We start from the raw sequence: 16,570 nt of genomic DNA on the forward strand, positions 1-16,570 counted from the left end.
CAACAAATATATCCTTTAAAAATAATGATTTGCACAACGATTAACGAGATCTTCACGAGTCTTCTCATGAATTTTTAGCAGTTGATTTAAAACAAAAACACGTTGAACATTATCTTCAGCAAACATGACCAATTGCTTTTTGTAGTAATCTATTTGCACTTGGTGATTACGTGAATAACGCTCATTTTTTTCGTATATGCTCAGTAATTGTAGATGCAGCTTATAAACGTCATCATAATTCATTACTAAACACCTCACTAGGTTTCTTATCTCTATTATTTCCTTCTCTCATTAATTATTACGTTTCAAGTGAAAGCTACCTATATAAACGCTTGAATGAACCCGAATAAAGGACACCCAATCGGGTGCCCTTTATTCCAGTCACTTCTCAAAATCTTAGCCTTAACTTCTATTTTAGATTATTTCAGGTAAGTACTCATTAAGCTCTATCGGTTTCTTATTTTTCATAAAAATACTGATAGAAACAGAATACCTTTTTCGAGGGTTTCCTCCAATGATAAGTAATATGGGTTCTGGACAGTTCATTGACTTATTATTAGAAATTGAGTTCATTTGCTTGGAATCAATTAAGCTCATTTTACTTGATGCAAAAGGATGAAAATGCCATTCCCCCACATAATAGGCCTTGTCTAACTTCCATAAGGTATTAAGCCAATCTTTGAGACCTTGTACTCCTCTATAAAATCTAGTTCTTGTTTGTTTTGAATCGATAGGGGCAGGGCTGCTCTTTATTATAACTGCCCTATTCAACGCATCATCATAGTAGCCAGCCAGAATACCACCTGTTTCTAATTCTCCACTTAAGGTACATTGAGCTAACATAAATGTTAATACATCGTCACTAATTTCAACCTCAAGATTGCCTTCAATATCTCTGTATCTATGAACAAGCATTAAAACACCTCTCGTTGCTTTAGTAAAACACCTGCGGATAATCCATCTATATGTTGTTGTTCATAAACAGCAAAGATGTTGGGACCAAATGGTTTAAGCCACCATGCCTCGATTTCTTTTATTGCTAGACCTGCCATCATCCAAATGTCATCTGCGCGAGCAGGAAATAGAGGATGATAACATCCAATACCATCCCTAGGCAAGATGATGTCTTTATTCTCTTCTCGCTCCAATTCAATCCACGGCTTGAGAAAGTTGTAGAAAGACTGGCGAGGAAAGGGATGCTTATTGGACAAAAAGATAAACATTCTTTTTGCTCCGAATCCTAGTGACACTGAAACAAATCTTTTCGGAAGCGTCCAGTCAAAGGAATATAAATGGTCAATAACTGCATCGCTTCCTGTAGTATCTATAATGATATCTTGACTCTCCAGTACCTCCACTTCATCGACGCTCAAATTGGGAAAAGCACTATTGATGGCTACAGACCAAGTGTGTACATTATTGTAATTGATTCTATATGATAATGCTTCAGCCTTTTTCATGGATAAGTGATCAATACCAAGCGTATGTCGCGATAAATTACCAACTTTTAAAATATCTTTGTCACAAACAATTATTTTAGAAATGCCTATACGAGAAAGTAGTTCCCCGATGGCTGAGCCAAGAGCACCCGCACCGATTAAAAATACACTATCATGTTGTATTTTCTCATTTATACTTCCTCGGCTAAGCACGGATTCTTTACTCCAGTTCTCTGTGCGAACATACCTTAAGCTCTTATCTGGATGTAACAGATTTATGCGATCTCGTTGAAAATAGAAGTCATTTGCTCTTCTGAATCCGGTAATCTTGTTTACCTTTTTGGCTAACTTCCCAATTTCTATACTTATCCAATGAACAATTACATTCTGCTCTCCGACTAATTGAGGAATTTTAAATCCCAGTAATAGGTAATTGTGTTGTTCCTGTTCTCTGAAAATATGCATATGCCTGTATATTTCTCGCCATAAGTCAAAATGATGTTTCTTACAAATAGCTTCTAATTCCTTTATTGTTTTAGGATAATACCAAGGTTCCAATATAGGCTGAAATGGAAGTAGCACCCATACCCCATTATGATGTTTAGATTCTACACCAGCCTGAACAAGTTTTCCCCACTCATATTCATGTATTACATTCGACTTATTATCCAAAAACGCAGACACGAATATTATATTTTGATATTCTGATACTTCTTTAAGGGATACCCATCCAGATCTGTTTCTCATTCCATTCCAATAACTAATATTCTTTTGCTCTTCAGCAAAAACGATTAGCAACTCAGTACTAAAGTGTACGTGTGGTAATTCGAAAAAATCTCCTGGTCTTGCTAACGAATGATTTGAGGCATTGAGTAACCAATTTTTTAATCGCTCTACATGCCACGAAATACGCTGATCTGCATCCATCTGTTCTTCAGTATCTGTTAATAATTCAAGTAAACCGTTATCCCAATCAGTACAAATCTTACCTAATCGCCAAGGAATTTCATTTACTTCTTTATTCTCATTCATGTGCTGATAGGTTTGAGTAATACTATTTACTTTGTCGGGATATATACCAATAGATCCTCTCGGATAAAGAGGATCTATTAACATGTACCAATTCGTAGTGTGGGGGATAGATTGTCCATCTACCCCTGATACATTTATACTAAACTGGAGAATCCAATTCTTAAAATTCCCATGCCAATAAAGGTCTTGGAGTTGCTGATATCCTTCAACAGTTTCTAATTGGGTACACCCGATTAATATACTTTCAGGTATTGAAGGATTATCCAAACCGTCCACCCACAATATCAGAGCTAATTGGGTTTTCTCTTTTTGAAAAAACTAGAGAACTACTCTGGTTATTAGTTGTTGTAGCTTCAGATGTCGGAAATTTCGAACCAAAAAGTTTATTCCATTCTTCCGCACTTTCTTTAACAGTGGTGGCATCTGATGCTTTTCTAGCAATTTCTGCAGCTTTTTTAACCAGCTCATAAAACTCTTCGTATTCTTCCTCAGTAACTCTGCCCATTACATCATGCTCTGGTACGCCGTGATCTGACATAACCGGCTTTGTTGAATAGTTATTCACTATGGCCTCCAAAACCTCGGTTACACCTTGACCAACGCTTTGTATTCCATCTGGGCAACATAAACCAATGAGATGCTCCAGTGGATATCCTTTTGGATGTTTTGGCACATTATTTATTCTTCTCCACCACTTTAGAGCCTTAACTACGTTGACGTAATGTCGGTTACATGATTTATTTTTTTCTTGTGTCCATTTAATTTGTGCCAGAGGATCTGTTTGTTTCCATTCCTCAGCGTCCCTATCCGGAATCCAAAGAGGAACTGTTTTCCACTCTGGTTCATTAGCATTCGAATAAGTTTTAAAGATAGAGCTTGCTTCTACTGTTTCACTCAAAACTTCCCATGATTCCTTTAATGACCATGTTTCAATATCTTCTAGTGCAAGCATATCGGTAACACTATTTGACTCCAAAATGCCTTCCTCACTCTCTGAGGGTGCAGCTGTTATGACTACATCTAAGTCTACATAACTTAAAGATATTCCTATAGATCGACCTTGAATTTGATATTTTCCTGCATAATGTTTTTCCATAAATGGTTTTAATACATTGATAGCATCTTCTGGATTACTGTATTCCTCCATACTCAATTTAGTCACCAAAATTACATCTACATCCGAACGGCTATCTCCCTTTGGACGAACAGCAGTAGATCTCCGATAACTTCCTTGCAGGAATGTACTTACAATAATTTTAGACATATCTTCGTCTTCTTTTAATCTTTTTCTTAACGTAGTATGTCCTTTGATTAAATCATTGACTTGATTTTCAGTTAAACGAATTTCTTTAAGAAATCTAGCAAAGTAAGTAGGAATATTCACAATAACACCTCCGAGTGTTTAAACAGGTAGTATAAGTGAGGGGGAATATGATCCATCCCCAGTAAAATTATGTTCGTATAAAATGATCTCTGGGATATTTGCAGCTTGTTGAGCAAGAAAGAAAACAAAACCACCAGGAGCAGCAATGAAAAAATGAACCTTACCTTTTCTCTGTTTCGGATTACGTCTATCTAAAGTCCGAATGACCTGTTCTGCTAATAACCAAGCATGTGTACCATCTTGAATTGCCTTAATCCCCTCTAAAGGTAAATAAAAATGATAAGACGATTTTAGAGTTAATTTATTCTCCTCAATGTACCACTCAACATGAGATTTAACATTCCGAGTTATGCTGATAGCAACTACTGTATCACCTTCAATCAGAGAGTTATCTGAGTACTCCTCATTGAATATTGGATAAACTGGTGTTATTTCACGATGTATTTCCGGAATCCAAGCAATCAATCCATCTCCACGCTGAACAGGAAATGCCTTGACACCTGATTTTGGATTAAGAATTAAACCTGCAGCAAATGTTATAGAAAGATGTGTATTGAATTGAATGAGGTATGCATTACCCGGAGAAAAGATTTGTTTTGAGAACTCTACTAATCTAGCGTAAATATCCCCATTCCAACTTTTATCTGATTTAAGCAATCGTCCATCGAAATGTTCACTAAGACATAATAGATGGTTTGTTTCTTCCTCCAGAGTTTCCGTATATGGAAGAAAACTGCGAATTCCTACAGGGACATCATCTTTATATAATAGCGGTTGGCCTGTATACAATCTCTCTGCGCGACAGAGCCTTAGAAGGGAATCTTTATTAAAGCACTTACTTCCCTTACTTGCACAGTTTACTATCAAATCATTATAAGGATTTACAAGAACCCTGTGATCTAGGGGTTTAAGTCCTGCAAGCATTAATTTAGAATTTAGTTGATCCTTTATTAACAAGGAAATACCCGGTTTACTATGTTGAATGCGAATACTGCTTAAAACGGCACGTAGTTCCTCCTCCTTATCTAGCTGGAGATGTTGCATCATAGTTTTTCGAGCTAAGGCCATTTTACTCTTTTGTTTTCCGTCAAATATCGCATTCAAGTGTAGTTTATTATCATGATTGTCCAATAAAACTTCTAGTAGGTCGCCTTTTTTTATATTCCATGGTGTAATTAAATGAAATCGTGCTGTAGTATAACCTTGTTTCAGAGCATCGTGTACACGATTTAAGAAGGAGTGTGTAGAGGCATTAATAAATGAAGGATCAATGAGGTCCAATAGTTCTATCTGTTGCGAATTCTTAACATGATATTTCACCTGATAAAAGTCCAAAGTAATTTCATCGTCGATGCTGTAATCCCCTCTTATAGGTTCAATATATTCAACTACAACATCGTCGAGAGATTTAATGCGATCATCCTCGTATGATACTTCTTTAATATTGGTATCATTATGGAGCAACTCAGAAGCAAACAACCAAAAATACAGATTCTGATATGTCAAACCATCATTAATTGCATCAATTGCTTTCCCCATATATCACAGTCCTATAAGTAAATTAAAGAACTTATGTTCCCTTTATAATTATCTCACAACAAACTTCTATATTCAACTACCCAATCACTTTTCCTAATGTTGCAGCAAAGGAAACAGTGTATGTACATAGTCAAAAGAGTGCTGTAAAAAGGTTAGTATCTGCCTGCATCATTTGGTAGATGGTTCTATATTAAATTAGTCAATATTCATTTGCATTACTTACTCTCTTTCTTTAAAGTTAACACTCTTTCAAAATGTATATAACTTTGCTTGCTCATATCAAAGAGATAAATACTTGTAGGATAATGGGAATTTTCATCTTCAGAAAGAACAAGTTGTGTGGCTGATATTGCATATAAAACATGTAAATATCGCTCTTCTATTTTTTCAGGAGTCGGAGATAAAACGTAACTCCAGCGTCTTCTCTTAAAGCCTTGTAAGTAAAGTTGTGCTTTCATTAAAAGATACGTAATCATAAAAAACACAATAATACATGAAATAAGATCCCAATAATACGCTCCATTTTTTACACCTGATTTAAAGTAGGATTCGTTTAAAAAGTATGCATAAATAATAAGATTTAGAAAAACCATCCCTATGGTTATATATTCAACTTTTTTCTCAGAGTAATTGATTTCGTTACCTGTCTTTTTTTCTTTTTGTTTTTTTGATATACAGGTACAACCAATGATTATTAACGCAATAATATATACAAGTAAAAGGATACCTATCGCAAAATCCGTATATCTAAGTTCTTTGACTTGATTCATAAGGAAAGCGAATAACATTCCATACCCAATGAAAAGAGCAATTAGAAGTATAAATGCACAAACCACCTGCAGCATTTTTTGGTATTTGGGAATAAGCAATTTATCAAAGTCATTTGAAGTTATAGTCTTAAATATAAAATTTAATGCAATCACGCTACTACTAGCTAGAAGTATCTTTAGAATATTATCCATATGCAGACATCCTCACTCTGGAATACGATCAAAATGAATCTATAATAGTTGTAGAAAGGTGAAGCTAAATTAAGAATTAATACCAAAGAAAAATCATTTCATCTTATAACGATTGTTAGTTGGTTTATAAAAAGTTTTATAGTAGATGAATGTCACAGAATAAAACAAAGCCACCATAACGGTTAATACTAATATAACAGCGACTGATTTTTCATTAAAAATGTGTAACTTTAATACAATGTCTGTTAGTATTGCTATCCATGCAATAAATACAATACTTGTCGCTAGTTCTGTCATAAGCTTTATCGTTGCTAGAAGATCTAAGAATAAAGATCTTACCGGATTAAAATGATGTTTTTTGTATCTAATATGTTCTTTATAGATAATGTCATGAGCATCCCAAAACTCATTTGTTATTTGCACTTCGAAACTTTTTAGGATCTGGATGAATTTATCTTCGTAAGCATTTTGATCATGCTTGAATGCTTTATACAGAGCATTCAATTCAAAGAATTTATGTAATATTTCAGAAGCTCCGATTAATTGCCCCTTTGAACCACTCAAACCATATTGATTGAAAAAATTATCAATGAGTACTAATTTTTCTTCTTTGCTAGGCTCCTCGTTGATCTCTTTAAGTAGAAACTTAATTGGAGAATAAACCTCATTATAGCTTTTTGTTATTTCTGAGTGAGCTAAATCTCTTTTCTTTTCTCTAAGTCTAAATTGATAGCTTATAAATGCTGTGAAAACCGCTACAATAAGGACGGATACCTGTATTCCAAACAATAACACCACTCCATATCTAATATTTGTATTTATTCGTTTATTTTAAATTATTGTCTATATTTTGTATGTGATAATAAGGATTGTTTTCTTCATTGAGAGATAGATACTAACTATCGTTCCAACCAAAAGCTTACGAGGAACTCCGGATTTCATGGTCATTTGGGTCACCGATGGCTTCGTCAAGTGTGTCACTTAGCCCTAGAGTAAGTAAGATACCTACGGCTACTATACCGATTCTTCCTTTTCCTTCACCACAATGAAAAAACAACTTTTTTGCTTTGATGGTAAGCTGTCAGTGACAGCTCTGATTGCTTGCTCAAAGGTTTTTTCTTGCGGTGGTCTTATTCCTTTTTTGCTTCCCTGATTCTATAATTTTGTCAATTTTGCTGTAAATCTGCCGCTTACAAGAGGGAAATATAGGACAGGGATAGAACTACATTGATGGGAACAGAACCACAAGAGCTGCAATATGGCTTTTGGTCTATTCAGGCTGACTAGATGAGGGGTGACATGATGACCGTTGAAATCGCAGGAGTTCGAGGCTATGAGTACCAGTATCTCGTTTCTGCTTATGTGGCGCTAAAGCTGCTGGATCAAGAAAACGTTGGCATCTATATCGAATGTGCGGATGGCGAAGATTCGCGGATTACCTTTCAGGCCGCGGGCAATCCTTATATTTTGGACGTGCAAGTGAAGGATCGCTCTGGTCAAATTGATTTAGCAGAGTTTTCGAGTTGGATTAGCCATTTTGACAAGCATAGCCGGGATATGAATTTGCTGGAGAAATTAAAGCAGGATGCCAATCGCTTTGTATTATTTGTAACGAATGCCCGCTGCCGGGATGATGTGAGCCTGTTTGTAGATTCGAATGAGGTTTATTTGCCGTTAACGGCAGGGATAGACAACGACTTATTGGCGCGGGTCAAAACAAATGTGTTGGCCCACTACACGGATGCGACTCCTGCTGGGCAGGGACGTCAGCGTTTTTTGGAGCAGTTTTTTAGAGATAACTCAAACAATCAGCTTAGGACGATTTTGAAAAAAAACCGCGTCTGGGAGTCTATGGACTGGGATACCGTTTATGAACGGCTAGCGCGTCTGCTCAATAGAAAATACGCCGTTCCGCAAAGCGAAACAGATGAAGTTATTAACAAGCTGGACGAGCTAGTTCGACAAGGCCGCGATTCCGGGCAATCCATCACGGAGGATGTTGTTAGACTGCTTGCTGCTTACAACGGCAATCGAATATTCTCCTATGATGAGAAGCTCGTGGCGCGCGCGGAAATGTCCCTCTGCAGCGAAGCTTTGGAAACTTCCCATGTGCTGATGTTGACAGGGGTATCCTTATGTGGGAAAACGTATTTGGCGAAGGAAATTGCTCAATGTTATCAGGAGTCTGGCTTTAGAGTGAAATTAACAAGTGAGCTAGATGGTGACAGCGGTGCCCTCGCTTTTTTACGGCATGTAAGCCATGAGGAGAGGCTACTCGTACTAGAAGACCCGTTTGGCTCGATAACTGCTTATCCACAAAGAACCGAGCTTGTCGCTAAAGTGGAACGGTTGCTGGACGCCTGTGGCCCACATCGCAAACTGATTGTAACGACACGCCGCGATATTTTGCTTCATGCTTTGCGTTGCAGCTCGATTACGAAATGCCGCATGAAAGCACACGTATGGCATGATTTAACAGCTGATGAAGTAGCAATTGGAGAGCAAATTTGGATGCGCTATTATGGCACGTCGAGTTCGTCTGCGGCTTTATTTCAGCGGATACGGGGCTGGCTGGAGCGTAATGAACGTACGAGCGCCTTGCAACCGGGACAGATCGTGCACCTCTATTATGCGCAGCCTGATCTGGGTGTGCTGGAGCAATGGGAGGAGTCAGCAATCGTTAATGAAGCACGGATCGACTCTTATCGCTTGGCACGGCAAATTGACGAGCAGGGACAGAACAGCAAGCGTGTGTTTATGGCGCTTGGTTTAAGCTGCAGCACCTATCGAGCGGCCAAGCTCGACGATTTGGCGTTTCTGTTAAGTGAATCGACGGAGGAGCCAGCGCTTAGCTATCAGTCTGACGAGCCGGTTGCCTACCATATCGGGGGAAAAGTAGCGGAGACTCCGCCATATCCAGCCTACCAGGCAATGTATGAGATTACGAGCGACGATAGAGCAGCGCTTCGAGATTTACGCGACCGTGGCTATATCAAAGTTGATTCGTTTTATAAAACGATTGTGTTTACCCATCCGATTTACTACCATGCGAGCAAAATCTTATTCCAAACGAATCTGGAGGACGTTTTTGCCGACAAGGATAGCAACTTCCGCTTGTTGGGTCGAAGTCTGGCTTCACTATCTAAAGACGGAAACCTATGCGCGCTTATGATGGCAGAGTGGCAGTATGCCGAGACACAAGATGTCATGCTTAAACAGCGAGTCAAGGTATTACTGCTAAGAAGTCTACATTCGTTGTTTCCGTCTGTGAGGGATCGGGTCATTATGTATTTCAATAGTCGGCTGGATGAGTTGAACGACCAGGAGCAGAAGGCGTTTGTGCGTGCGGTAAAAATTCAAAACTCGATGAACGACGATGATATTTTATGGCATAAGGGCGAACCGTATTTTAATACAGCAACGGAGCGTCGGTCCAGTTTCGACTGGCTGGACTGGGATGAGGACAGACACGCAGCAAGTCTGCAAAAATTGGCGGCAAGCGAGCCACTTACTGCTGAAGAAATACGGGATATGCTAGCAGTACGCGTTGCAGACAAAATGGAACCCGCGGATCTGCTACACGTTATTCGGCTGGCGCTAGCTTATGATGAAAGCTTTATTCGAGCGAAAGCGGTGAAACTGCTATTTCAACAGTTCGCTTATACGTTCGAGGATATTGCAGGCTACTTGGAGCCGCAAGAGCATCCGGACTATATTTATAAGCTGTTTCGCGGCGCTTTGTCCAGTTGGAGCAGCTATACACCACAGGCGAAGTCCGCGATTTTAGATTATGTTCGGAACTCGCTGTCGATTATGTCCGTTGCGCTGCGCTCCAAACGTTTTTTGGAATATTTCGAGGATCAGTATGCGCGGGATGGCCTAGATTGGGATAAACTCACAGATGAGGAAACCCGAGAGCTATGGCTTGTTTGGTACGATCTGTTTATTGCGCTACTAAACCATTTTCCGTCCAAATATATGCGGATGAATGAAGCTCATATGGTGAAAGTAGCGAGAGAGTCGCTCGCTCATGTTGATGATTTGGAGCGGATTGTCCAATTGGCAAGCTCTTGGCATCGTTGGCTGCATCATTATAGTGAGCATCATCTGCCGGAGGATTATGGCATGAATGTTGCGGATTATTTGCTAAAAGGAACAGGACCGGCTACTGATGTTAGAGCAGAACTGTTTCAAGAACTGCTATCAGTCCGGCAAACTAGTCTGCTCACGGTTACGATCGGCACATTGGTAGACCATTGGCCCTCGCTATCAATTGGCGAACGGGCTGAGCTAATAGCGGTATTGCACGCCAAGCGAGAGGATGTCCGGTGGCTGCGTGGAGTTGCGCTGAACCGCCGCATTGTTCCTGATGAAGTGCAAATAGCGATTGTGGGCGAGGTCTTATTTGGACAAGAGATTGGTGCTGTAGTGGATCGGCTGATGGCGGAAGGACTGCTAGAATGCTGCCTTAACGTCCATTGCGGTTACCCGCAGCCATTATGGTGGAATGGCTATCATCATCATAACCAAAAGGTATGGAATCGTGTTATTGTGGAGGTTTTGGGGCGACCACCGGAGGGGCGATGCTTCGATATTGCATTGCGGGAGTTTATAGATGCGCTTTACTATAATGATACGGACCGATTTCCAGACGGTATGGCGGTGTATACGAGGCTGATCGCTAATCCCGCTCAACGACCGGCGTTGTTTCGTCAGTTGCTGACCGTTTCAGCAACAAAAAACCAAAGTAATAAACAAATGTGGGATTTGCTGCTTGCACATAGCTTCGAGGAGGAACAGCAGCAATTTTTCACGCTCATCGCAGAGAATATTGAAGCTGTGCAATACCAGTGTGATGATAGAAAAGATTTGTTGGAGCTATTTGAGAGGGATGTTGTATTTGGCCAGTTGTGCTCTAGACTGAGCATCGACCATAAGGTCGTAGATATTTGCTTCCAGTATATGAATTATGCTGAGCAGCAAGCAACGCCTTCTCTTGCCCACGATGAGAAGCATGGACAACAGCTCGACAATTTTAAAACATTTGTTAGCTTGGTATATGAGCATAATCCGCCGAGAATGACGTTAACAAACAGGATAGTTGGCAACACGCTGCGCAAATTGCTTATTGCCGATGACGAAATTGATCGGCTGCTTGAAGCTAATCGACATCAGCTTATCGAGTCGGGCTCCGAGCAAGCGCGATCGTTTGAAGATCATTATGAGTTGGAGCATTGGGTGCTGTGATGGCGCAATGGCTGTTGTAGGAAGCGACAAGCTTACATTTTACGAACAGCATACAACTCGTGAACGTGATCATTGCTGATTGATGGCGGATAAAGCAGACAAAACAAACTAAGTAGACAACACAGCAAAAGGACAAAGGTAGCTTATCACTAGTGACCCATCTTAGATGTAGTTGGTAAATCATAACAAAGCCTCCCTTTAGAAGCTATTAAATCTAGTTTGCTTCTAAGGAGAGGTTTAACCTGCCTGCTGAATTAAATTAGCGTTTTTTATTAGAGTTTAAAACTCCATTCTTGATAAATGTTTGCTAGTCTTATGTCGGCTAATTAGTAATTTAAGTACCAAACGACTAACATTACATTACTGGTAATCTTGACAAGCTATTAGCAGGATAGCTTAATGAAGCATTCGTTAAGCCGATAACTTTTTTCTTAGTCTTACACTTTATTCCTCATTCGAACGCTTTACTTTCTTTTTAAAATATAAAAATTAATTTTGATAATCCCCCCCCTTAATATCCATTTTCAAAAAAACAAAGCCGTCCTGAAATTTCAGGACGACCCATTATGTCTGCGTTGTTGTACCAACTTTTATTATCAGACAACTTCATAACTTTAATGTGCACTTCACAATTTTAATGTCTACTTCATAACTTTAATGTCAACTTCACAACTATATTGTTCCTATACACTGGATTCAATGACATTATAGTTAGTGTCCGAAAAACTCAGAAAATCAAGAGATTTCGAGTTTTCATCCCCTTGCTAATTTTACAATATAGTTGGCATCTAGGATAAGAGCATTAAACACGTGGCGACATTAAAGTTTGTGCCTGGTATTTACATTAAAGTTGGTTCCTCATTTCACCTCACAGAGTCAACTACTTTTGATAAAGAGACTTAACCACTTTTTCCAAAAGCGCCCCAGTTGGTTTAATTCACAATTGTATTATTTTTTATTTACACTTTGATATTTTTTTGAGTTGTGCATCGTTAGTGACTCTCTGAAAAAATGCTTAAATTAATGCTATTTGAAGGTAGCATGATTCGCTTTCTTCTCAACGAACACATAAAACTGACCCGAACAATTATCATACATTAATTATTTCAAAAACTCCCTCCAACTTTGAGTGGAGGTTCTCATCTATAAATGGAGCATTTACAAAAATACGTTCTTTTGCCCTACTCAAAGCTACATATCTAATTCTATGTTCTTCATTATTTTTTAAATTGGGCTTAATAAACACATCCAATTCAGTTGAAGATTCTAAAATAATCAATACATTATCAAATTCATCTCCCTTTGATTTATGAATAGTTCTGTGCCTACTTTTATCATCGGTAATATTCACACATAGAGCTAGTTGCTCATATGTATAGCTTTCATAAAATGTTCTAGCTGCACCTTTACCAAAATTAGAAATTTCAGTTTTTATAACATTTTTCACAAATGAATAGAACTCATATAGAGACTTATCCATAAATGTATCGTATTCGTTCAAAAGTAAGAAAAGTGATTTCAACGCAAACTTTCTTCTTTCTTCCTTATTGTTGCTATCTTTTTCGATACCTTCAAGTTCTTGTATTGCCTTCTTCATGTTTCCATCGCGAGCATATTCTACGGATTTCAAGCAAGTAACAACTACTCGGCTTCTATACTTGTTGCTGCTAGTTGGTTTATCTACTTCTAAGAGCTCTTCAATCAACTTGTCATTAATTACATCCCTCAATGAATATTTTCTCATAGCATTTGATGTAGGATTGTCACGTGATAAGGTGTACAGCTCTTCTTCATTACAAAGTTCAGTTGCCTTTAATAAAGCAGCAATTCTTTTTCCCAGTAGAAGCTTGGGTTTATCCCCCTCAATATTTCTATACTTATTCTGCTGTATATCTTTTCGGGTTAAGTTTAATAAATCAATAATGGGGTTTGTACTTCTTCTATTATCCCTCATAACGTATTCCGAAAGATTGGGCAACGAAAAAGATGCAAACTGATCAGGATCAGCACCTTGAAAGCTGTAAATGGATTGTGCAGCATCACCGATGATACCAACAATTGTTTCCTCGGCACCTATAAGTCTTAAAATTTCCACTTGTATCGGACTTGTATCTTGAAATTCATCAATATATAAATAGGGAAATTTGGCTCGTAAAACTTTTAAAATAAATGGGTGCTTTTTAAGAAGCTGATAGCTAAAGAAAAGCACATCAGAATGATCAACAATACCTTTAGACCAATAAAGCTTTTTGTATGCTAGAAAATCTGTTTCTAGTACATCTAGACAGATTTTATTAAGATACTTACGGTCTTCTTTATCACCCTTTCTTTCTATTCTATATGCTTGTTTACGATTTCCAACGAGTGTAAGGTCTCCATGCATATTAAATTGATAATTTAAGTGATGTAACCATCTGATAAGAGGTATTGTATTTTCTTTACGCATTATTAATTGGTTCACTGTATAAGGATGTTTTAAATGATCGACATTGGAGTGATTCTCAATCCAACACTTTACTTTCTTTAGATGCACTACTGTTTCTTCATGGCCATCCATCTCATTTACATTCAATTCATAATCGGATTCCAGATATGAGGCGTAAGGTTTCACAATGTGTTTATATAAAAAACTATGTAACGTTGAGACATCTACCTGATTAACATTAGTACCTAAGCGGTTTAAAATGGTTTCTACTGCTACATTGGTATAGGTTATACAAGCAATTTTTCGAGTTTTGCTTAATCTCAATGAATGATACAAAACGTTCTTAATATGTTGTACAAGCCAGTAGGTTTTACCGGCCCCGGGCCCAGCTGCTACACGAAAATGATTTTCTAGAGGTATCAGAGAGTTAGAGTCTATTTCTATCAATGAATTATCCATGCGATGGCTTCCTTTATATAGTTTGGAACCTTAAATTCTTGAAAATCAGCTGTTCCTATTTTATAGAGATTATCTGTGAGTACAGAAGCTAATTCCAAAGCGTTTTCCCCTTTTCCAACAGAATTAAGATAACGAGATGCAATAAGACCTTTCGACTTCTGATCTTTTTTCCAAGAGGTATTTAAGCGTATACTTTCCAGTATTCTATTATTCTCAACGCTCTTTCTAAAATTCTGCTCATATTCAGATAAATCTTTTCCATCCCTAAACAACTTCATTAAACTCATTACTTCATCTTGATTTTTAATCGAATCAGTAATCAACATCTCTAGAGAAGGGTTATGTAAAATTAAATCATACTCAAATGTCTTTCCTTCAAGTGCATCCTGAGAAAAGACAGCTATATTAGAATGCCCATCACGAGGATACAAGTTAAAAGAGGGATTTTGCTTATAATCATATATATCCTTTTGGACACCATATTCATAAGGATAGCACTTGCTATAGTTTTCACCTTTTGTACCTTTCTTCTTTCTCTCAGGGTCTCTATCGGTTATACATGCTACCTTTTTATGTATTGCATAAGGATTGTTAGAATTAAATAAATAGAGAAAATGTTCAAAATACCTTCCACCGACATTAACTACAGCAATATGTTTCTCTTCTAATGGAACACCTAGATATCTTGCTAAAATTGGTAATAATAGTTGTTCAGCTATTCCTTCTACTAGAATGACTTTCTGTGCAAAAAGCATATCTGATTTAGTTGCATCTAAAAAACGCTGAACATATTTTTTGCTTTTTTCATTCTCATTGAATACTTTCCCCGGATAACCTACACTTGTTTCCCCAATCTCATTATGTAAGCAGATCATCTCATCTAAAGAGACGGAAGACGTAATATGGGTTGAATGGGTGGTGACAAATATTTGTCTTACCTTTTTGTCTTCCTTATTTTTCAGCAAAAATTTCAAAAATTGATATTGCATAGCTGGATGTAAGTGAGCTTCAGGTTCCTCAATCGCTAAAATAGGAAAAACTTTCGCATTGCTTCCTAAATAGCTTCCATCTGAATTCACCTGCATTTTAGACAGCAACAATGACATAAAGATCAAATTATTGTAGCCTAACCCATTATGAGTTGCTGGAATTTTTATACCCGTTTCATATTCTACAATTAACTTTAAGGCTGAGAACAACTCAACATCAGATATATTCCCTTCAAACGTGGGTTTGGCTTTATTAAAGGATGCCCCTGTATTTTCGGCATAAGACAATATCTGTTGTTTACCGAGTAACATTCTCTGTGAGAGATTTTCTAAAAGTATATCAGCGGTATCAGAAAAGGATTGTTTTTTTAGCTTAATTTCTTCTAATTTTTCTACCTCCGTTCGTTTAGGGTCAGATTTAATATCGTAATCCATAAAGAAATCTAAGACATCTCTAAGTAAAGTATTCCTACCTGAGAGCATATCTCTTTCGACATCTCGGATTGCATCCAAAAATTGAAAATCAAACTTCTGTAATGATTCGCTATCTGCAGCGGTTTGATTAACAACATTGCCTCCCCATATCTTATAGATATAAAGTCTCAAGAACTCCTGTTGAATTATTCTCCAAGCTTTATCTTTATCAGTCGCATGAGAAATGGTTGCTATATACCTTTCCGTTTCCTTCTCTGGAAGATAGAATTGATAAATTAGCATCGCCTCATAAGGTTCATCAAGCTTAGTCAACCAGTTGGCTACTGTCACCAGGTCGTCAGAATTAAGGTCTTCATTATCGCTTTGCTTTATAGTCACGCTTATGCTTATTTTAGGAGGAGCACATTTCAATTCATCAAGCGAAATACTCTTATTAAAATCATGTATGTCTAATCTCTTTTTTCCATTCGAGTCTAAAACGAGAGCTAAAGCTTTGATAAGATTTGTCTTCCCCGCATTGTTATGCCCAATAATAACATTGATACCCTCGTTAAAAATAACGGTTTTATTTTTAAAATTTCTGTAATTTTCGATTTTTATTTTTGCTATATACATTTGCTTCTCCCCTTAATAGAAAAGATAACGATGTGAATTTTTTC

10 protein-coding genes are annotated in these 16,570 nt (G+C 37.7%); 1 reads left to right on the forward strand and 9 read right to left on the reverse strand.

Annotation, left to right across the window (positions count from 1 at the left end; genetic code table 11):
- Positions 1-15: 15 nt before the first annotated feature.
- The 7 genes from ACWNM1_RS28355 to ACWNM1_RS28385 all read right to left on the reverse strand — a co-directional run bounded on the left by ACWNM1_RS28355 (position 16) and on the right by ACWNM1_RS28385 (position 7,145).
- A complete protein-coding gene (locus ACWNM1_RS28355) occupies positions 16-243 on the reverse strand; it encodes a hypothetical protein (RefSeq protein WP_449603596.1) in 228 nt (75 codons plus the stop codon).
- Positions 244-414: 171 nt separating this feature from the next.
- Entirely contained in the window at positions 415-915 is a 501-nt protein-coding gene (locus ACWNM1_RS28360) for a hypothetical protein (RefSeq protein WP_449603597.1), read from the reverse strand.
- Positions 915-2,738, reverse strand: coding sequence for a ThiF family adenylyltransferase (locus ACWNM1_RS28365; protein ID WP_449603598.1), 1,824 nt, complete (start codon positions 2,736-2,738; stop codon positions 915-917). Before ACWNM1_RS28365 ends, ACWNM1_RS28360 begins: the two co-directional genes overlap by 1 nt.
- On the reverse strand, positions 2,731-3,855 hold the full coding sequence (locus ACWNM1_RS28370) for an SMODS domain-containing nucleotidyltransferase (protein WP_449603599.1): 1,125 nt from the start codon (positions 3,853-3,855) through the stop codon (positions 2,731-2,733). The genes ACWNM1_RS28365 and ACWNM1_RS28370 overlap by 8 nt, the downstream gene beginning before the upstream one ends.
- A gap of 18 nt (positions 3,856-3,873) precedes the next feature.
- On the reverse strand, positions 3,874-5,394 hold the full coding sequence (locus ACWNM1_RS28375; protein ID WP_449603600.1) for an SAVED domain-containing protein: 1,521 nt from the start codon (positions 5,392-5,394) through the stop codon (positions 3,874-3,876).
- Positions 5,395-5,609: 215 nt separating this feature from the next.
- A complete protein-coding gene (locus ACWNM1_RS28380; RefSeq protein WP_449603601.1) occupies positions 5,610-6,356 on the reverse strand; it encodes a hypothetical protein in 747 nt (248 codons plus the stop codon).
- A gap of 93 nt (positions 6,357-6,449) precedes the next feature.
- Positions 6,450-7,145 carry a hypothetical protein gene (locus ACWNM1_RS28385; protein ID WP_449603602.1) on the reverse strand — a complete coding sequence of 232 codons (696 nt, stop codon included), beginning with the start codon at positions 7,143-7,145 and terminating at the stop codon, positions 6,450-6,452.
- A gap of 510 nt (positions 7,146-7,655) precedes the next feature.
- Between ACWNM1_RS28385 and ACWNM1_RS28390 the strand changes: the two genes are divergently transcribed.
- Complete coding sequence (locus tag ACWNM1_RS28390) at positions 7,656-11,603, forward strand: nSTAND3 domain-containing NTPase (RefSeq protein ID WP_449603603.1); 3,948 nt, start codon at positions 7,656-7,658, stop codon at positions 11,601-11,603.
- A 1,090-nt stretch (positions 11,604-12,693) separates the two neighbouring features.
- On the opposite strand, the gene ACWNM1_RS28395 is transcribed toward ACWNM1_RS28390, so the two are convergent.
- Positions 12,694-14,487, reverse strand: a complete 1,794-nt coding sequence (locus ACWNM1_RS28395) for a UvrD-helicase domain-containing protein (protein WP_449603604.1) — start codon at positions 14,485-14,487, stop codon at positions 12,694-12,696.
- Positions 14,472-16,526, reverse strand: coding sequence for an ATP-dependent nuclease (locus ACWNM1_RS28400; protein ID WP_449603605.1), 2,055 nt, complete (start codon positions 16,524-16,526; stop codon positions 14,472-14,474). The genes ACWNM1_RS28395 and ACWNM1_RS28400 overlap by 16 nt, the downstream gene beginning before the upstream one ends.
- Between the last annotated feature and the right edge of the window lie 44 nt (positions 16,527-16,570).

This window comes from Paenibacillus sp. Marseille-Q9583 (assembly GCF_976954365.1).

Bases quoted from the DNA above. Each gene is read 5' to 3' on its own strand.
- ACWNM1_RS28380 (WP_449603601.1), bottom strand. From the start codon at position 6,356: ATGGATAATATTCTAAAGATACTTCTAGCTAGTAGTAGCGTGATTGCA.
- ACWNM1_RS28375 (WP_449603600.1), bottom strand. From the start codon at position 5,394: ATGGGGAAAGCAATTGATGCAATTAATGATGGTTTGACATATCAGAAT.
- ACWNM1_RS28400 (WP_449603605.1), bottom strand. From the start codon at position 16,526: ATGTATATAGCAAAAATAAAAATCGAAAATTACAGAAATTTTAAAAAT.
- ACWNM1_RS28360 (WP_449603597.1), bottom strand. From the start codon at position 915: ATGCTTGTTCATAGATACAGAGATATTGAAGGCAATCTTGAGGTTGAA.
- ACWNM1_RS28355 (WP_449603596.1), bottom strand. From the start codon at position 243: ATGAATTATGATGACGTTTATAAGCTGCATCTACAATTACTGAGCATA.
- ACWNM1_RS28395 (WP_449603604.1), bottom strand. From the start codon at position 14,487: ATGGATAATTCATTGATAGAAATAGACTCTAACTCTCTGATACCTCTA.
- ACWNM1_RS28390 (WP_449603603.1), top strand. From the start codon at position 7,656: ATGATGACCGTTGAAATCGCAGGAGTTCGAGGCTATGAGTACCAGTAT.